Raw genomic sequence first — 20948 nt, 5'->3', positions numbered from 1 at the left:
TAAATGGCAATTATGCGTGCGCAGGAGCTACCGCTTCTTTAGAAGACCGCGGCTTACCACCAGACACCTTCTCCTGCAGAAACTGGCAAATGATGAACAACACCGGGATGATGAATACACCGAGTACCACTCCCGACAACATCCCGCCGGCAGTACCGATACTGATACTATGGTTACCCATAGCAGAGGCTCCCTTCACCGTCATCAGGGGTATCAACCCCGCCACAAATGCCAGAGAGGTCATGATGATAGGACGTAGCCGCAGCTTTGCCGCCTCCAGGGCTGACGACAGCAACGTGCTGCCGGCCCTGCGCCGCTGTACAGCAAATTCCACAATAAGGATCGCATTCTTGGCAAGCAATCCTATCAGCATGATCAACCCTACCTGCACATAGATATTATTGTCCATACCCGCCAGCGTTACCGCAATAAATACCCCCACAATCCCCGTCGGAATAGATAATAATACCGCCAATGGCAGGATATAACTCTCGTATTGCGCCGCCAGCAGGAAGTATACGAACACCAGCGCCAGCGCAAAAATGAGCGTCATCTGGCTACCCGATGCCTTCTCCTCCTTACTGAGCCCCGTCCACTCATAACTGAATCCCGCAGGCAACTTCGACGCCGCTACTTCCTCCACCGCTTTCATCGCATCACCGGTACTAAAACCAGGCTTAGGCACCGCATTGATAGCAATAGAATTAAACAGGTTGTATCGGTTCATCATCTCCGGCCCGTATATCTTCTTCAACGTAATGATACTGTTCACCGGCACCATCTGTCCCTGGTCATTCTTTACGAAAATACCTTCCAGGCTCCCTGGTGTATTACGGGCCGATGGATCCGCCTGCACCATCACACGGTAGTATTTACCAAATCGGTTGAAATCAGAGGCCTGGTTACTACCGTAGTAAGTTTGCAAAGTGCCCATCAGGTTACTGACACTCACACCAAGCTGCTTCGCCTTGATAGCATCCACCAACACCTCATACTGTGGGAAGTCCGCACGGAACATCGTAAACGCATAACCGATCTCAGGCCGTTGCATCAACTCTCCAATGAACTGGTTCGCCGTACCGCTGAACTTATCCACCGCACCGCCCGTACGGTCCTGCAACACCAGCTCCAACCCGTTGAATGTACCAAACCCGGGAACAGTAGGGAAGGTGAACACACTGAATGTACCTTCCTTAATAGCCGACAACCGCTCATTCACCACCGCTACCACATCGTCGATCTGCTGTATCTCTCCGCGCTCCTTGATAGGCTTCAGCTTCATAAAGCCCATCGCATACGCCGGACTCGCACCGTTACTCAGGATATTATACCCGGAAATACTGGTAGCAGACTGCATCATCGGTAACTGCTTCAAAATGCTATCCGCCTTCTCCAGCACCTTCGTCGTTCGGTCAAGTCCCGCACCTGCCGGCAGCGACAGGGAATACGCTACAAAGCTGCCGTCCTCATTAGGAATAAACCCTTTTGGTGTACTGCGCATCAGCAATACCGTCGCCACCATGATCAGCGCCAATCCTCCCATACTGATCCATTTATGATGGATCAGCCATTTTACCCCGCGCGTATACTTATTGGTCATCGCCTGGAACGCCGTATTGAACGCAGTAAAGAAACGTTTCCCAAATCCTTGTTTACCGGCAACAGGTCCTTTGTGAGTAGTAGTGCCATGGCCTTCGCCCGAATGCGTGTTCTTCAGAAACAATGCACAGAGCGCCGGACTAAGCGTCAACGCATTTAAGGCAGAGATCAGGATCGCAATCGCCAGCGTAAAGGCAAACTGACGGTAGAACACCCCCGTAGGCCCTTCCATAAAGCCCACCGGAAGGAACACCGCCGCCATCACCAGCGTAATAGACACGATCGCTCCCGTGATCTCACTCATCGCCGACAACGTCGCCGCCTTCGCCGGCATATGCGAACGCTCCATCTTACTGTGCACCGCCTCTACCACCACGATCGCATCATCCACCACTATGCCGATCGCCAGCACCAGCGCAAACAGTGTCAACATGTTGATAGAAAAGCCCAGCAACTGCAGGAAAAAGAAAGTACCGATCAGCGACACCGGCACCGCAATAGCAGGTATCAACGTCGAACGGAAATCCTGCAGGAACAAAAATACGATCACGAACACCAGCACAAAAGCCTCTATCAGCGTATGCTTTACCTGAGAGATAGACTCATCCAGCTGCTCCTTCGTACTCATCGTCACCTGGTATTTGATACCCTTCGGAAATGTCCTGGAGGCATTATCCATCACGGTCTTGATCGTCGTCTGTATCTCGTTGGCATTGGAACCGTTCGTCTGGAAAATAGCCATCGTCACCGCATCCTTCCCGTTCACCCGGTTGTCCGTACTATAACTGGCCGATCCCAGCTCAACACGGGCCACATCTTTCAGGAACAACACCGATCCGTCCGTACCCGCACGCACCACTATATTTTCAAATTGTTCGGGTGTATTGAACTTACCCTTGTAGTTGATCACATAAGACAAGGCTTCCTTCGTCCCTTCTCCAAACTTACCGGGCGCCGCTTCCAGGCTCTGATCCCGGATCGCCGCCATCACCTCGTCAGTAGTCACATTATAGGCAGCCAACTGCGCCGGCTTCAGCCACACCCGCATAGAGTAGTCCTTCGCACCGAAGATCTGCGCCTGACCCACACCAGGGATACGTTTGATCTCCGGGATCACATTGATCTTCGCAAAGTTCTGCAGAAAGGCTTCGTCATATTTTTTATCATCCTCACTGAAAATATCCAGGATCATGATCATCCCGCTCTGCTGCTTCGTCGTCGTAATACCGGCCTGCACCACCTCCACTGGCAACTGGCTCGTCACCTGCGCCACCCGGTTCTGCACATTCACCGCCGCCTGGTCCGGGTCCGTACCGAGCTTGAAAAAGACAGTCACCGATGCCGTACCGTCATTACCGGCATTGGATTGTATATAGGTCATATGCTCTACCCCGTTGATCGCCTCCTCCAGGGGTGTCACCACCGCCCTGAGTACCGTCGCAGCATTACCGCCGGGAAAAGAGGCACTCACCACCACACTGGGGGGCGCAATGTCGGGAAACTGTGTAACCGGCAACCGGCTCAGCCCCACAATACCCAGGATCACCAGGATCACCGATATCACAGTTGCCAGCACCGGCCTTTGTATGATTTTATTCAACATGATTTTTCTCTTTTAAATAGGCGTTCATTCATTTATTTCGTAGGGGCTGCAATCGTATCCTTCGGCTGTCCCGATTGTGGCTTCACCGGTGTGCCCTCCACTAAGGTTTCAATACCTGCCGCCACGATCTTATCTCCTGGCCGCACACCTTCCCGCACAATGAACCGGTTGTTATTGCTGCCTAAAGGCCGGATCACCTGCCGCTTCACAATATTGCTGTCACCCACAGCATACACGAATAACTTGTCCTGCATCTCCAGTGTAGCCGATTGCGGTACCAGTATCACCCCTCGGTGCTGCTGGGTAATGCTCACCTTACCCGTATTACCGGACCGCAATACCGCGCCGGGATTGGGGAACGTCGCCCGTAAGCTGATAGCCGCCGTCGTCCTGTTGAACTGACCGTCCACCATCTCTATACGCCCGGCCTCCGGATACGTCGTGCCGTTAGATAATACCAGCGCTACAGGAGGCATCTGACGCAGCCGCTGCTCCAAAGTTTTACCGTCCGCACCTTGGCTGAAATTCATAAAATCGTTCTCACTCATCGAGAAATAAGCATAGATGTCGCTGATATCAGACAGCGTCGTTAATGGCGCAGCATCCGCCTTGCCTACCAGGTTACCCACCCGCTTCGGGATACGACCGATATAACCACTCACCGGCGCTTTCACCAGCGAAAACCCCACATTGATACGGGATGCCGCTACCGCCGCCTGGGCCTGCTCCACATTCGCCTTCGCCGTCTGCAAATTGGCCAGCGCCGTCTTTAACTGCATCTCCGCCACTACCTTACTCTCCACCAGCGGCCGGATCTTGTCCGCCTCCAGCTGCGCCGCCGCCAACGCCGACTCCATCGCATGCAGGTTCGCTACGTCCTTATTCAACTGCTCCCGGTAAGGGCGGTCGTTGATCTGGAACAATGGCTGCCCAGCTTTCACATAACTGCCCTCATCCACATATATCTTGTCCAGATAACCGTCCACCTGCGGACGGATGTCTACATTCACCTTGCCCTCCAGCAAAGCCGAATAATCCTGGGTAGTGCTTGCACTCGTAGTATCCAGCGAAATAACCGGCAGCTCCGGTGGTGGCATAGCGCCCGCATTGGCACTGACATCAGCACCGGAACCACAACCAAAGCCCGCATAGGATAACGCGCCCGCTACCAACAGGGCATAGCGTAAATGGTGCCGGGTATAAATGTTATTCGTGTTCATCCGCATGTTTTTTGCATAATTGAGCACAAATATCACCGCAGACGCCCGCGCCGGAATCCTAAATCAAGACGAAGCAGAAAAAGAAGGAAATGAACCGGAAAATGAAAGGAATGAAATATTTGAAGCGTCATATAGTATACTGACAATATGTTTACTGCCAATAAATCCATCCATATGAATACACAAAGTACCCGCCAGCAGATCGTAACACAGCCTCAAAGCAGGAAAGATCATTCAAATGCCGGACAGAGCCGTTTTAACCTTTAAAGAGGATAAATCGCCGCAATCCGAAATGAAAACTAATAATAGTGATAAATGGTAGCCTATGAGACCTTAATGGATAAACAGAAGATCAATAGGCCTTCCCTTTTGAAGTACGTTTGTGCTGCTCCGTATCCGTATTTTCCAGCCGCTCATCCAGCTGCTTGTCACTAAGCTCCCGGTAAGCCTCCTCTGTAGGATACTCCGTCTCCTCAAAGGCACCGCCGGAACCGGTGTGAATGATCTGCTCTTTTTCGGTAGTCTTACTCTCTTTATGTGGGTTGTCAATGTTTGCCTGGCGCATGAAATGGGGATTGTAAATGGTTAAGATCTGTTGTTGGTAAACGTTTGGCCAATAACAAGGTAGTCGGGAGGATCTCGTCCGCTAATAATGCACGGCTATACCTGGTCGTCATACTCCTGTAGTTGTGAGCATACCGCCGGCATGCACCGCCGGTATCCCTGGCTTTAATTGCTAATATAGTACTTATTGGGAAAGTTGCCACCAGCCCATCCCTCCCCGGAAATACCCCCAAAAATGAAAGCTGGCCCGCATGCAGACCAGCTTTCACGTAAAAAGAAGAATATACTACTAGAAAATATAACGCAAACCTAACTGTAGCTGCCACCGAGAAGGAAGATCAGGGCTGGTAATGAAAGTAGCCCGCTGAGAAGGATCGAACTGATAAGTAGCTACCCCGCTGCCGTCCTTACCGGCATAAGTCACCGGCTGATAATATCCCGTCGTACTGGCGTACTTGCGAAGCCCCCAGCGACTATTGATCAGATTACCCAGGTTCACAAAGTCCAGGCTCACCTGGATAGTGCTCACCCGTTCCTTCGACTTGAAATTGAAGTCCTGTAAGATACGCAGGTCCAGCTGGCTGAACCAGGGCGTCTCCCCGGCATATTTACCAGTGTATTCACCACGGTGACCGCGTAAGTATTTATCCTGCTGTATAAAGGCTTCAAAAGCAGCCCCCTGCGCCGCCGCATTCTGCACATTGCCACTCGCATCCGTAAAAGGAACGAAATTCATCTTGCTGATCTCTCCCTGCGTCGGCACATAAAGCAGATCATTAGCGCCAGAACCGTCATTGTTCAGGTCCCCGCCGTATACATAAGAAAACCGGTTGCCGCTGGTCCAGCTACTAAAAAAGGAAACAGTAGTGGCAAACCGCCCCTTCCCGTACTCAAACTTCTTGATACCTGCCAGCGTAAAGCGATGCGTATTCCCGTACAAAGATGTCGACTCCACCGCCTTATTCGCATTACCCAACACCGGGTTGCGGTCAAAAGCATCACCGGAGATCTCCGCAGAAATAGAACTGGCATCCTTCGCTATCTGGTAGTTATACCCGATCATCAGGTTATAACCCTTACCAAAGTTCTGCTGCGCCTGGATAGTCGTATTGAAGGAATAACCCACATTGGCATTCGTAAATACATAAGTACCTGTATTACCCTTGTCAGCAGGCAGATACACACTGCGCGTATCGCCGGTACCTGCATTTAGCCTGCCGGTAGGGGTACCCAGCCCGTAGTCACGCACCATCATAGAATGAACGTCTTTCGTATAAGCCACATCCGCTGTAAGGATAGTACCCTTGCCTAATTTATAATCGATCCCGATGTTCGAACGCCATATCTGCGGCCACTTAAAATCACGGGATGTCACATTGTAATACCCGGTAAACGGATTGCCAATAGCATTACCTACCCACACAAACGGGAAACGCCCGGTGAACAGGCCCGTCCCACCTCGCAACTGCGCCGTCTTATCACCTTTGATATCCCAGTTGAAACCCAGCCGGGGAGAGATCAGTATCTTACCGCTCGGCATACGTGTATTGTCAATATCCTGCCCCGCGCCGTTTTTAACAGCATGCCCGTTCTCATCAAACAATACCAGATTATCCCGGTTAGGCACCGTCGGGCTGCCGGTCACAAAAGTACCGGCAAAAGTGCCGTCCGCATTGATATTAGGACTACGGTAGCTGGCCTTGTCAGAGAAATACAAGGCCTTGTCCGCCCTCACTCCCAAAGTCACCTTAAACCGCTCCGTAGCATTCCACTCATCTTGTACATAGGCCGACGCCTGACCCACCGTGAGATAATACCAGGTCCACTCATTCGTAGCTGACCGGTTCTTCGCATACGCTACACTGCCGTCGTATGCACCGGCAGCAGCCGTAGTGAGAAACGTGTTGATATCCACGCCGGAAAATAATCCAAAGCCAAATGCCGTCAGGTTGAACGAGTTGCCAAACTTAAACTGCTCATACGAAGCACCCACCGTGATCGTATGTTTGGGCAGGATAATGTTGAAGTTGTTCGTCAGCTGCAAGGCATCCTGGTTCAATACATTGTTGACAGAAAATGGCTCATACCCGGCCACAATATATGGCACGTTGAACTTCGTAATGTTCAGCACCGGAAACGGCGTAGAGAAAGGATGACGCTTGTCCCGGAAAATAGTATATACCGCCCGGAACTTGTTGGCGTAAGTCTCACTGAAGTTCGATTTAAGCTCCAGACCAAAAGAATGCAGCTTGTTCACCATCTCATACCCCGAATTACGGAACTGTAAAGTGATGGCATCCGGCCCGCGGCGGTTGATCGCATTGGGATGCGCCAGCTTCTCCTGCGAAGCATCCATCCCGTTATACGTAAAGGCCAGCGAGTGCTGCGGACTGATCACCCAGTCTATCTTACCTAGCCACTTGTAGTTTTTACGCTGCAGGTCAAACTGCTGGTATGGACCCGTATTATAACCGAAACGACGTTGTAATAACTGGCTCACCGCCTTCAGATCATCCTCCAGCACACGCGATGTCGTAATGTCGCCGGCATTATTTCCATTGTTGGCCACATAAGCACTGGCCTCATCCTTACGCTGCTCCGACTCGAAATTGATAAAGTAGAACAGCTTGTTCTTCTTAATCGCCCCTCCGAGCGAAAACCCAGCCTGAAAACTATTCAGCGTAGGCACCTTGAATTTCTGCCCGTCGATCTTACTCCCCGACAACGCATCATTCCGGTAAAAAGCATACACCGTACCCGTAAAACGATTACTGCCGCTTTTAGTCACCGTATTCACACCCGCACCCGTAAAACCGGATTGCGTCACGTCATACGGCGCCAGGTTCACCTGTATCTGTTCAATCGCGTCCAGCGAAATAGGCTGCGAATTCGTCTGCCCGCCAGGCGTAGGAGCATCCAGGCCAAATGGATTATTAAACACCGCCCCGTCTAGCGAGAAATTGTTGTACTGCCCATTCCTGCCGGCAAAAGAAATACCGTTGTAAGTAGGAGAAGCCGACGGACTGATACGGAGATAGTCGTCAATAGAACGCGACACCGTAGGCAACTGTCGGAGCTGACTGGCACTGATGTTCGTCGACGCTCCCGTACGCTGATCATTGAATACCGGAGAACGACCGCCGATCACAACCTCGTTCAACTGACCCACAGCAGCCGATAATCGCAGATCCAACGCCGTATTCTGCCCCAATACCAGGAAAATGTTACTGGCCGTCTTCGTAGCAAAACCAGTAAAAGTAACACTGACCGTGTAAGGCCCGCCCACCCGGAGGTTCGGTACCTGAAAACTACCATCTGATTTCGTCACCAGCCCCTTGTTAATACCCGCATCGTCATAACGCACGATCACCGTCGCCCCGGGCAACGCCTGCCCGCTCTCATCCTTCACCACACCACTCAAAGTAGCCGTAGTGACCTGGGCATACACGCCGGAAATGGTGAAACAAAAGCATAGCAGCATCAATAAAGATTTGGTTAGATTTGGTTGATACATCTTTGTTTGAATTGTGTGATAAATATGGAACTACTTTAACAAACCTGGGGTAAACCCGAAAAGGCGGCTAATATAACAAATATTGACATGTGTACCGCTATTTTAACAATCTCAACCCCCGATAACTATCCCAAAATAAAAAAGATTTGGCGGTAAGACCGATCGGTTTTAACTTTGTGCCGTCATGAAAGGAGAAAGTACAACCAGACAAATGATTATCGAGAAAGCAGCACTTGTCATCAACCAGAAAGGAATGGCAGGTACCGCAATCTCCGATATCATGGCAGCTACCAAACTGGCCAAAGGTGGTATATACGGCAATTTCGAAAGCAAAGAAGAGATCTGCCAGGAAGTATTCAAGTACCTTACCCAACGCCTGACCAGTGCCATCGACAACGCCTTGCGCGATAAGCCAACCGCCAAAGCTAAACTGAAAGCACTCCTCGAATTCTATCGCGATGTGCTGCCCGCTCACAACGGCGGCGGTTGCCCCCTGCTCAACTTCGGCGTCGAAGCCGACGATACAAACCCCATCATCCGGGGTAGAGTAGGCGAAGCCATCCAGGCCGCAGAATCCCGCATCACCAACCTGGTAACCGCCGGTATCCAGGCAGGCGAATTCGATCCGTCCGTAAATGCCCGGCACTTTGCAGTTAAAATGTTCACCATGATAGAAGGAGCTATATTGGTCACCCGCGTATTAGGCAATCCACAACAAATGAAAATTGTAACAGACATCCTGGCCGCTGAAATAGATGCCTTCAGTCTATAAATTTTTTTGCCTGTGTAGAGACCGATCGGTTTTGTGTGCGCCGCGCTTCCACACCGCCTGCCTTTCATAGACAGGCCAAAAACCATCACGCCTCTTCACACATCCTGAGCGCTACAAATATTCTTTTCACCTGAAATGTACCCACCGGTATGTAATGGCACCGCTATGCAAAGTTTAAAACGACAGATCCTCATCATCACCGTAATATGCGCTGCCATCATGGAGCTCATAGATACCTCCATCGTCAACGTGGCATTATCCCATATGAGCGGTAACCTCGGCGCCACCCTGGAAGATACCAGCTGGGTCATCACCTCCTACGCCATCGCCAACGTGATCGTTATCCCCATTACCAGCTTCCTCACCGCTAAGCTGGGCCGCCGTAACTATTATATAGGTTCCGTAATCCTGTTTACCGCCTGTTCCTTTTTCTGCGGGAACGCCACCAATATCTGGGAACTGGTATTCTTCCGCTTCCTTCAGGGAATAGGTGGAGGATCACTGCTGTCCGTATCCCAAACAGTCATGTTTGAACAGTTCCCCCGCGAAAAGCAAAGCATCGCCAGCGCTATGTTCGGCGTAGGCGTATTCGTCGGCCCCACAATAGGTCCCACCCTCGGTGGATGGATCACCGAATACTATTCCTGGCCTTGGATATTTTATGTCAACATCCCCCTGGGCATCGCCGTCACCATCTCCTGCTACTGGCTGCTGCAGGAACCCAAAGAACGGATGATCATCAAAAAGATCGACTGGACAGGTATCGCCCTCCTGATCGTAGGGGTCAGTACCTTACAGACCGTCCTCGAAAGAGGCGAAACAGAAGATTGGTTTGCCACCGGGTACATCACCGCATTTACCATCATAGCGATAATAGCCCTCACCGCATTCGTACTATGGGAACTACGGGTACAAACACCGGTCGTCAACCTGCGGGTGCTAAAAAGCCGCTCCCTCGCAGTAGCAGCCGTACTGACGTTTGTCACCGGTATGGGATTGTTCACCTCCGTATTCCTTACCCCCGTATTTGCACAACGACTGCTCAACTTTACACCTACCGAAACAGGATTGCTCCTCTTGCCAGGAGCCATCATCGCCATCTTAGCATTAATACTATCCGGCCAGGCATTACAAAAAGGTGTCCCACCCATCGTCATCATCACCACCGGATACCTGCTGTTCATTTTCTTCAGCTGGAAAATGTACCAGATAGATCTCGATATCACCGCTACACAACTAAGTGTATACCTGATATTCCGCGCGTTAGGCATTGCGCTGCTTACAGTACCGCTTACCATGCTGGCGGTATCTTCCCTCGAACCCAAAGACATGCCGCAAGGGGCGTCCTTGAATAATATGATGCGCCAGCTGGGAGGCTCCTTCGGCATCTCCATCGTCAACACCTACATAGCACGACGAATGGCCAGCCATCGGTTGGACCTGGTCTCCCATGTCACCCCCGATAACCCGATCACCGCACAGCGCCTCGCCGCCTATACACAACGCTTCGAACAGGCAGGTGCCACAACAGCACTGGCCAGGCAAAAAGCCATCGCCCTGCTCGACCAGGTCGTGATCAAACAGTCCGCTACATTAAGTTATCTGGATGCTTATCTTTTTATCGGGATGATCTTCGTATTGGCATTGCCATTACTGCTACTCGTAATAGGACGGCGCCCCGCCAAAAAGATGCCGGCGCCCATACTGGCCGATCATTAATAGGAAAGAGGTATAATATAAGTCCACCTTTTGTATAGCTGAGGTATAACATTCGTGTAGCTCCCGTCCACCTCTTGTATAACTAACCCGTATTCCTGGCTTATATAAATTACGCCAGCCCGACAGCTGGTTAAACCGCCGGGTTGGCGTACTAAGATCATGGGAAACAGGTCCTTGTCACACAAGGGATCTCAATAGAAACCTCACAATTCAAGCGGCTGCAATAAAAAGTCTCAGGAGCACGCCCGTCACGGGAAGTACTACCATTCAAAGGACCAATTTTGATCTTTTCAAGGAGCAGTTTTTTACTGGGAACTTTTTTCATAACTAAAGGTTTTTTTTATGGGTGAAAAAAAGAGGATATGCCCTTAGAGGTGGACTGTTAACATATTGGTTTCCGTAAAATAAACATGGTTGACAAAGCAAAAACGACTAAACAAGGTTTCCTTTATGTGATCAGTTATCGTTGGCTACTTTAATGTAGAGAATTTTCGGGAAATAAATGAAAAATATTATACACGGGTGAAAGCCTGCACAAGCAGACGAATACAACACTAATGTACTGGCGGAGCGGGCAGATAATCGAGCTGATTGCCCTCAACATCCGCGATGATCGCATAAAGCCCTGCTAATAAGGCTGCTACCTGCTCTTTTGCCGCCGTATCAATAATACCGGCACCTTCCCGCACCTTCGTTTGTATAGCTGGTAATAATAACTGGGTGGACGCCGTGATCCGGCTCTCAATGATCAGCAAAGTACCCAGCAACGACTGATGGGCCATCCTCCCCGCTGTAGAACCGGTAATGAGCGCTACCGGCTTCCGGGAAAATGTCATAGACGAAACCGTCCAGTCAATCGCATTCTTAAGCACCCCGGGTACCCCACCGGCATATTCCGGCGTAGAGATCAAAACCGCATCCGCCGCCGCAATCGCCGCCCGCAAAGCTGCTACCGCCACAGGAGCATCCGCAGTATCCAGATCCGGACTGAAAGGGGGAAGCATCATCAATTCCGTATATAACCGCACGTCCGCCTCTCCGGCACTCATCGCCGTAATAGCATGGATAAGATGTAAATTGGCAGATCGCTGCTTCGTGCTCCCGCAGATAGCTAAGATGGAAAATGAACGTGGCATGGTCTACTCCGCTGATAATAACCCGAATATACAAAAAGCCCGTAAATGATAACATCTACGGGCCCCACGCTAAATAAACAGGCTGCTCCGGATAACTACTGCGGAGTATAAGTGAAGGAATGAACGATCAGCTCCACCTCCTGTCCGTTAGCCGGCGCCTGCCCCTGGAATAACCAAAGATTAAGATGCACCGGCAATGCCTCTGTACTTACAGGAAAACCCGCCCGGGTCGTCCAGGCGTAAAAAGCATTCGACTCATTCTCCGTATGCCCGTGGAAACTCTTGTAAGCCACCCGCGTACTGTTACGGTTGAACCGGTAAGTACTGTAAGTACCGTTCAACGCCAGCTCATATGTCTGGAAATCACGCGTAGCCGGATCACCATAAGCTGGATACACCGTGTAATTGAAATTATGCGAGGCATCATTACCCCAACGGGCAAACTCTACGTCCACCTCGTGATGCCCGTCATCACCAGATTTGTAGTTGAACAACCCGAACACAATGTTCCGGTCCAGCTTGTCTACCCGGCCTTCCACCTTCCATACATAAGATCCATAACCAAAAGTGCGGGTAGAATAGATCTCCGCACAGGTCCAGCGACCACTTGGCTCCCTTTTGATCTTTAAATGCAACCGGCCTTGCGCATCCACCCACACATTGTCAGGACTCCAGTAATTATTACCAGGACCACTGGTGCCCGAAGGCTGCTTCACATTCCAGGTATAACCACTCCAGTTGATCGTTAGCGCTTCCGTCTTCGCCGGCGGGCGATTGTTGGCAGTGGCATCCCCGGGAGCATCAGGTTGCACATCCTTGCTGCAGGAGATCAAAGCAGCAGCCAGTAAAAGAGTTGTCATGAACTTGTACATGTGTTGGAATTTTAGCATTAACAAAAAGATCATAAAGCCAATGTTACGCATCGGCACATTTAATAGACGATTATTATTATGACAATCCTGCATGACAGAACTTTGATAACCTTTGTAGATTTTTTTTGCTGATTTATTTATAAATTTATTAGACATCAAGCAGACAGGCGACAGCGAGTGTTGTGGAATCTGTTGCCTGCTTACAAGCGTTATGATCGACCTGTCAGCCAACCCGCTGCTACAGATTATCACTTTTGATGAAGTCAATGACAAACCAAAGTCTATTTATTTAGCCATTTTTTACGTTGCCCTTATAAATGACTGATACATTCAGATACTCTTCAGAACAACTGCTGACAGGTTTGCGCCGCCATGATAAAAACATGTTCAAAGAATTGTACATGGCCTTCAGCGACGAACTATTCCTGCTCGCATATCGCTGGGTCAGAGATCATGGCGTAGCTAGAGACCTCGTACACAACCTGTTCGTGATCCTGTGGGACCGCGCCGACCGTATCAACATCAACGGCCCAGTACGCAATTACCTCTACCGCTCCATCACCAACATGGCCCTCAACGAACTCAAACGAAGCGCCCGGCATATCAGCGACGACATATTGCAATATGCCTCCGATGAAAATGCCTTCTCCAAAACCGCCGACTACCTGCTACTACAGCAGGAAATTATACACCACCTAAATAACCTGCCCCCAAGATGCAGGGAAATATTTATCCTCAGTCGTATACATGGACTATCCCCACAGGAGATAGCCGCCAAATTCAATATCACATTAAATACAGTATACTATCAGCTGGCAACAGCCCTGAAAGAACTACGCACTCAAATACTGGAAACCGAAAAAAAATAACATAAAGTATCAAAGTATACAGCTATTGGATTGTATATACTATATATTATCATGAAACGAGAGGATATCACTGAATTCATCATCGAATGCCTGTCTCATCCCGAAGATGCCAACAGACAAACGCAACTCAGCGAATGGCTGGCAGCATCCCCGGATAACCAGGAAACCTATACCCGCATCAGACAACTCTGGAATACCGCCGCCGATATACCCGGACAGCCATTCCCCGCCCACAACGTTTGGGAGGAGCTGGAAGAACATATCCGTACCAATACCCCCCGACAACACCCATCCCCGCCGGTATGGACCACCGCCCGCAAATGCCGCGTCGCCGCCGCTATACTACTGCCTGCCCTGCTCGCCGTATACTTCTGGCAACAATATATCGGCGCTCAGGAATGGGAATTCATCCGCGCTCATGCCAACATCATCGATAGCGTACACCTGCCCGATGGCTCCAAAGTATACCTGAAACCCGGCACCGGCATCTCTTTTAATAGCGACATGAGAACCCGGCGCGTCGTTCGCCTCATGAAAGGTGAAGCCTTCTTCGTGGTCGCAAAAGATGAACATCGCAAATTTATCGTCGAAGGCCAGAATACAACCATACGCGTATTAGGCACCTCCTTCAACCTCTACACCGCCGACACCGCCACCATCATCTCCGTAAAAGAGGGAAGCATCCGCGTCAACGGCCTCAGCAAAGACCAGTCAATCGTCCTGCAATCCAATGAAGAAGTATACGTACCCTTTCAGGGTGAACAACTCAACAAACGGAACATAATGGGAGATACCCCCGGCAATTGGACACGACAGTCCTTCCACTTCGATGACCAGCCACTGTGCGAAGTCATCCGCCAACTCTCCGCGTATTATCATGTCCGGATCACCATCACCGACAACATCCTCCTGGATAAACGCGTAACCGTACACTTCCGCAAAGAATCGCTGGCAGAAATGCTCAACATACTGGCAGAAATGCTCAACGCCAAAGTAACAACAGGACATGGGATCAGCTACGAGCTATCGCCGCAAAGCCCCTGACAGGGGCCGTATTCAACCAGGACCTAAATCCAGCGCTGTATGCACCACAGCCGTATCCTATGCTTACTTTGCCTCCTCTGTATAAGAGGACTCACACTTAATGCCCGCCAACAACCGTCCCCCTTACACGAAAAGGTGTCACTGGAGGTCGACAACCAACCTTTGCTCCGCATCATCCACCTGCTCGAACAACAGACCAGCGCCTCTTTCGCATACCCCAACGATATACTGCTCAACAGACCCCCCTGCTCCATACATCGCCGCCACGTACCCCTGCACGAAATACTGCAACTGCTGTTCCCTCCGCAGACATACACCCTCCGCGTAATAGGCCGGCAGATCATCATCAAACAGGTAACTCCCCAGCCGGCAGCTGCCTCCCAGGTAAATGGAACAGTCAGAGATGCCTCCTCCGGCCTCCCACTCCCCGGCGCCACCATTTCCGCCGGCAATATCGCCGCCACAGTCACCGATACCCTGGGCATGTTCTCCCTCCGCGTACCGCTGGGTACGCCCGTCTCCTGTGCCTATATCGGCTACCACACCGCCACCCGTAATGCCACCCAGGAACCTTTGTTGTTCGAAATGTCACCTGGCGTACAACCTATGAACACCGTCGTAGTCACCGCCCTGGGCCTCAACAGATCACAACGCTCACTGGGGTACGCACTGGCAGATATCGATGGCCGCGATATCACCACCGCCCGGGAGGTCAACCCCCTCAACAACCTCTCCGCCCAGGTAGCTGGACTGGATATATACAGGGTGAACAGCGGCGTCGGAGGCGCCACCAAAGTGACACTGAGAGGCCCCAAAATAATCGGGGGGAATAATCAACCACTGTTCGTCATAGATGGAGTACCCATCGATAATTCATCACCAGGACAAGCTGCCAAATTCGGTGGCTACGACCTCGGCGATGGCAGCGCCGCCATCAACCCCGATGAAATAGCCACCATCTCCGTATTAAAAGGAGGTGCCGCCGCCGCTCTCTACGGCAGCCGCGCCAGCAACGGCGTCATACTGATCACCACCAAAAAAGGAAGCAGCCAGGGCCTCCAGGTTACACTCTCCGCCAATACCGTCGTTGAACAGCTTAATAACAACGATGACTTCCAGGAAGAATATGGTAGCGGCCGCGATGGTATACTCCCCCGTGATGTAGCCATCGCACGGGATGCCTCCCAGACCAGCTGGGGCCCTCGACTCCATCCCGACAGTCTCGTATGGCTCTGGAATGGCCGCAAAGTACCCTACCGCAAAGCACAAAAGACCTCCCGCCACTTCTTCCGCCAGGGACTCACCACCACTAACGCCGTCACCGCCGCTGCTGGCAACCAACATCTGCAAACAAGACTGACATACACCCATATCAACAACAAAGACATCATCCCACGTAGCAACCAGCAAAGACACAACATATCCGTCCGGACTACCGCCCAACCCAATAAACACTGGCTCGCAGACATACGCATGGGCTACGCCAACGAACAGGTCGTCAACCGCCCCGCACTCTCCGATTACTCTAACAACATCGGCTATGTACTCAGCACCGTCGCCCCCAACATCGACCTCGACTGGCTTAAATCCTACAAAGATCCCGTCACCGGCAACTATATCAACTGGAACGACAACGTCTACCAGGTCAATCCATACTGGGCCATCAACGAACAACCCAACGATAGCAAACAAGATCGCATCACTGGATTTGTACTGCTCAAACACCAATGGACGCCCGACCTCTACCTGCAGGGAAGGATCGGCATAGACTACACACAATTCCACTTCCGCGAATTCATGGAATACTCCACTCCATTCAACCCCTCCGGCATGCTCACCTTAAAGAATCGCCGCCTGCGGGAAATAAATAACGAACTCCTCCTGCACTATGGAAAACAGATCGGACATTGGCAACTAACAGCCAACGCTGGCCTCAACCGCATGGACTACATCGAAAATGTCCTCAACACCACCGGCCGCGACATCAACATCCGTGGCATCAAAAGCCTGTACAACTTCAAAACAGTACTCAGCCAGGAACTGCTGTCCAGAAAACGTATCAACTCCGCCTACGCCGCCTTCAATATCTCCTATCAGAACTGGCTTTTCCTGGATATCACCGGCCGCAAAGATTGGTCCTCCTCCTTGACAAAAGGACACCGGGGCTATTTTTACCCCTCCGCCTCCGTCAGCTTCGTATTCTCCGACCTGCTCCCCGCCAGCAACGTATTGTCTTTCGGCAAATGGAGATGCTCCCTCGCACAAACAGGCACCGATGCCATAGACCCTTACCAACTCACCCTCTCCTATGGCAACGACCCCGAACTCCCGGGCGTCGGTGGTTTTATCATTGGTGGGGTCGCCGTCGATAAAATACCGGCCACTGACCTTCGTCCAGGCACCAGCAGGTCCATAGAAGCAGGACTACAGCTCAATTTTTGGAAAGATCGTATCAGCCTCGACCTCAGTTACTATCATACCAATACCATCGACCAGGTATTGAATGTGGTCGTATCCCCGGCAAGTGGTTATACCACCGCCGTCATCAACGCCGGAAAAGTAGAGAATAGGGGAGTAGAAGCATACCTCTCGCTGAAACCAGTGGCTACACCAAATTTTAAATGGGAACTCCGCCTGAATGCAGCGCAGAATCGTAATAGAGTGAATGCACTCAACTCGTTATTGTCCGGTTATCATATGCTCTCCGGCGCTCGCTGGGGCAACGCTTCCATCGTAGCAAAAGAAGGTGCCGCATATGGCATGATCATGGGCCGCAAACTACTCCGCGATCCACAGGGCCGCCTCATTCTAGATGCCGCCGGACTACCGGGCTTCGAAAATGCCGATACACCGCTGGGTAATGGATATTACAACTGGACCGCAGGCATCACCAACCAGCTGACCTACAAAAACCTCTCCCTGAGCATATTGCTGGATATCAAACAGGGAGGCAATATCTACTCCATGACTAACTTCATCGCCCATGCACGTGGCCGCGCTAAAGGCACCGTACCAGGTCGTGATGGCTGGGCTAATTCAGAAAAAGAACGCATCGCAGCAGGCAAGTCCCCGGCTGAATGGATACCCACAGGTGGACTACAGGTAAAGGGCGTCCGGCAGACAGGCGTAGACGCAAATGGTAAACCCGTATACAACTCCTTCAGCACCTTCGTCAATCCGCAAACCTACTGGCAGCGCATCACCGACAATATCCCCGAACCGTTTGTATACGATGCCTCCTTCGTGAAGATACGCCAGCTCACACTCGACTACCACTGCCCGCCTGCCATCTGCCGCCAACTGGCGCTCAAAGAATTGACCGTCTCACTCATAGCGCGCAACCCGTTCACCTTATACAAAGCCGTTCCCAATATAGATCCGGAATCCAGTTATAATAATGGCGACGGCCAGGGCCTGGAATATGGCTCGCTGCCCACCCGCCGGTCTTATGGTATTAACCTCTGTGTGAAATTCTAAAAATTGCTGCCCATGCACCGATATCGTCACCTCCTGCTCCTATGCTGCCTGTATAATGCCAGCTGCACCAAAAACTTCGATCGCATCAACACCGATCCGCTCAGAAGTAAAGACATCACCCCGGGAGCACAACTGTCCGCCGCTGCTTACTATATCACAGGCGGCCGCGATATGGCATATGCCAATCTCTACATGCTGCTGCCCGTCGTACAATACATCAATGGCGCCTGGGGAATGCGCATCGGCACCAAATACGTCGTAGATGACGACTTCTACCTCGACCGCCTCTGGGAAATAACATACAGCAAAAGCCTGAAACAACTGGTCGACCTCATCGAACGACATAAAACAGATTCCTCCAAAACAAATTATATCGCCGCCGCACGCATCCTCAAAGTATACATCTTCTCCATATTGACAGATGCCTACGGCGATATTCCCTACTCAGAAGCAGGCCTGGGATACTATCAGCAACTATACACGCCGCAGTACGACCGCCAGCAAGATATCTACCACCATTTCTTTGAAGAACTCAATGCCGCCGCCGCACTACTCGATCCTGCCAAAACACCCCTCACCAATGATATCGTATACAATGGCGACCTCCAGAAATGGAAATGCCTCGCAGCCTCCCTGCGACTAAGACTGGGTATGCGCCTATCCGCCGTCGACGAACAAAAAGCACGTACCGAAGTACAAGCCGCCGTCCAAATGGGTGTCATGCAATCCCGCGCAGATAACTTCCGCATGATACATGAAGCATTCGCATTCCCCGATCTCCGGGGAAATGGCCTCTCACAAGCCCTGCAAGAAGCACAGTCCTTCCGCCGCACCGTCGGTTGCAATACCTTCGTCAACTTCCTCAAACAGGAACAAGACCCCCGACTCCCCGCCTTCTTCATCAGCCAGGACGAACAGGGCAGAGACATCACACACCTTACCAACTATATCTCCATCAAACCAGGCCTCTACTGGTGGGACGAATGGCAAGACTTCACCGCCGCCGATGGCACCGTCATCCCCCAAGCCAGCAAGTATTGTTTTATCAATAAACCTTTCTGCGAACTGGCAGCCCCTTTCCTCCACATGGGATACGCAGAAATATGCCTGCTCCTCGCCGAAGCAATCTCCCGTGGCTGGATCACCGGCAATGCCGACAGCTGGTACCAACAGGGCATCCGAACCGCTATGGAACAGTTGGAAATGTACCCGGGTATGCCGCCCATCCCTCAACAACAAGTCAACGCCTTCCTCCATACACATCACCTCACACCTGGCAACACACTCCGCCAAATCCTCATGCAACAATGGGTCGCCCTCTTCCCAAATGGATATGAAGCATATGCGTTACAACGTAGAACTGGCTTCCCCGTTCTGGAAAAGATCACCGACGAAAAAAGCGAATCCGCCACCGCCGGCATCCCACCACGCCGCCTGTTCTACCCGCGCACAGAAGCTTTCAGCAACAACCGCCACTACCAGGATGCCCTCGATCGCATCGGTGGAAAGAACGATTGGCTGCAACCCGTATGGTGGGATAAATAAATAGAAAATGAGAATTAAATCTTATTTTGAACCCGATTAGCAACCAGTTAAATGTTAGTCATATAACAATCCCATGATCAGCATTCAAGATAATTGGGCCCGTCACGATGAACCAGTTAAATATCCCAACCTACATCGGTGTTTCTACAACGGATACTCGGTATTTTATGGCAAAGCCGTAAAGCCGCTTTACGATAAACATACAGATGCTCCCTTTACATTCAAAACTACCATAAGCGGTACCGAAACCTACCACTACCAACAGCAGAAAACCGCCGTACTGCCAGGCCAATACCTGCTGCTCAACGCCTCCCGCGAATACAGCTGCGCCGTGCAGAATCCAGATGAAGTAGTTTCACTCGCCGTCTTCTTCGGTACCAAGGTCATGCAGGAAGTATACAACACCCTCTACGTTAAAGAAGAAATACTACTCGATAACACCGGCCACCAGTTCCTGTCACCACCGCAGTTCTTCGAGAAATTATATCACTACACACCTCAGGCACAACAAATACAATCCGGCATATTGACACAACTCGCCCTTCAGCAACATAATCAACTCCTGCTGGAAGACCTGTGCATGTCACTCCTCACCGAACTGTATCAACAGGCAGAACGCGACCGCGCTTTACTCAACCGGATCAATGTAAAAAAAACATCCACCCGGGAAGAATGCCACCGCCGCATCTCCACCGCCGTAGACTACCTCTACGCCAACTATAAACGCACCGATATCGATCTCGATACCCTGTCGGGAATAGCCTTGCTGTCGCCACCCCACTTCAGCAAATTGTTCAAAGAAATGTTCAACGTGAGCCCCTACCAGTACCTCAAAAATATGCGCCTCGAAAAAGCCTGCGAACTGCTCAAACGCACCGGCCTCTCCGTACAGGAAGTCGCCTGGTCCGTCGGCTACGAAGACTGCAGCGCTTTTATACGCAGCTTCAAACGCAAATACCAGCAAACTCCCGAAGGCTTCCGCTACCGGTAAAAAAATAATAAAAACGGCACACG

Annotated in this window: 13 protein-coding genes; 7 read left to right on the top strand and 6 right to left on the bottom strand. The window is 51.1% G+C overall.

Annotated elements, in window-relative coordinates:
• Window positions 1-10 precede the first annotated feature (10 nt).
• From KTO58_RS13680 to KTO58_RS13665, 4 genes are all read right to left on the bottom strand, one after another.
• Window positions 11-3202, bottom strand: a complete 3192-nt coding sequence (locus tag KTO58_RS13680; protein WP_095838836.1) for an efflux RND transporter permease subunit — start codon at window positions 3200-3202, stop codon at window positions 11-13.
• 32 nt (window positions 3203-3234) lie between these two features.
• A complete protein-coding gene (locus KTO58_RS13675; protein WP_095841569.1) occupies window positions 3235-4422 on the bottom strand; it encodes an efflux RND transporter periplasmic adaptor subunit in 1188 nt (395 codons plus the stop codon).
• A 352-nt stretch (window positions 4423-4774) separates the two neighbouring features.
• Complete coding sequence (locus KTO58_RS13670; protein WP_095838837.1) at window positions 4775-4987, bottom strand: hypothetical protein; 213 nt, start codon at window positions 4985-4987, stop codon at window positions 4775-4777.
• Between the two features lie 288 nt (window positions 4988-5275).
• The gene (locus KTO58_RS13665; protein ID WP_225859738.1) at window positions 5276-8467 is read right to left on the bottom strand and encodes a TonB-dependent receptor; all 3192 of its coding nucleotides are present in this window, start codon (window positions 8465-8467) and stop codon (window positions 5276-5278) included.
• 217 nt (window positions 8468-8684) lie between these two features.
• On the opposite strand from KTO58_RS13665, the gene KTO58_RS13660 reads away from it, so the two are divergent.
• Window positions 8685-9272, top strand: a complete 588-nt coding sequence (locus KTO58_RS13660; RefSeq protein ID WP_095838839.1) for a TetR/AcrR family transcriptional regulator — start codon at window positions 8685-8687, stop codon at window positions 9270-9272.
• A 165-nt stretch (window positions 9273-9437) separates the two neighbouring features.
• The gene (locus KTO58_RS13655) at window positions 9438-10991 is read left to right on the top strand and encodes a DHA2 family efflux MFS transporter permease subunit (RefSeq protein ID WP_095841570.1); all 1554 of its coding nucleotides are present in this window, start codon (window positions 9438-9440) and stop codon (window positions 10989-10991) included.
• 554 nt (window positions 10992-11545) lie between these two features.
• On the opposite strand, the gene KTO58_RS13650 is transcribed toward KTO58_RS13655, so the two are convergent.
• Window positions 11546-12127, bottom strand: a complete 582-nt coding sequence (locus KTO58_RS13650) for an NADPH-dependent FMN reductase (RefSeq protein WP_095838840.1) — start codon at window positions 12125-12127, stop codon at window positions 11546-11548.
• 95 nt (window positions 12128-12222) lie between these two features.
• Window positions 12223-12999, bottom strand: a complete 777-nt coding sequence (locus tag KTO58_RS13645; protein ID WP_095838841.1) for a glycoside hydrolase family 16 protein — start codon at window positions 12997-12999, stop codon at window positions 12223-12225.
• 317 nt (window positions 13000-13316) lie between these two features.
• Between KTO58_RS13645 and KTO58_RS13640 the strand changes: the two genes are divergently transcribed.
• From KTO58_RS13640 to KTO58_RS13620, 5 genes are all read left to right on the top strand, one after another.
• Window positions 13317-13868 (top strand): RNA polymerase sigma factor, encoded by a 552-nt coding sequence (locus KTO58_RS13640; RefSeq protein ID WP_095838842.1) that lies wholly within the window; start codon window positions 13317-13319, stop codon window positions 13866-13868.
• A 51-nt stretch (window positions 13869-13919) separates the two neighbouring features.
• Window positions 13920-14912 (top strand): FecR family protein, encoded by a 993-nt coding sequence (locus KTO58_RS13635; protein ID WP_095838843.1) that lies wholly within the window; start codon window positions 13920-13922, stop codon window positions 14910-14912.
• A gap of 39 nt (window positions 14913-14951) precedes the next feature.
• Window positions 14952-18389: a SusC/RagA family TonB-linked outer membrane protein gene (locus KTO58_RS13630; protein WP_095838844.1), complete on the top strand. Its 3438-nt coding sequence runs from the start codon at window positions 14952-14954 to the stop codon at window positions 18387-18389.
• Window positions 18390-18401: 12 nt separating this feature from the next.
• Window positions 18402-19934: a SusD/RagB family nutrient-binding outer membrane lipoprotein gene (locus KTO58_RS13625; RefSeq protein WP_095838845.1), complete on the top strand. Its 1533-nt coding sequence runs from the start codon at window positions 18402-18404 to the stop codon at window positions 19932-19934.
• 73 nt (window positions 19935-20007) lie between these two features.
• A complete protein-coding gene (locus KTO58_RS13620) occupies window positions 20008-20925 on the top strand; it encodes a helix-turn-helix domain-containing protein (RefSeq protein WP_095838846.1) in 918 nt (305 codons plus the stop codon).
• Window positions 20926-20948: the final 23 nt, after the last annotated feature.

Source organism: Chitinophaga pendula, assembly GCF_020386615.1.
GTDB classification, from domain to species: domain Bacteria; phylum Bacteroidota; class Bacteroidia; order Chitinophagales; family Chitinophagaceae; genus Chitinophaga; species Chitinophaga pendula.
This window is presented reverse-complemented; position numbering and strand designations above follow the sequence as displayed.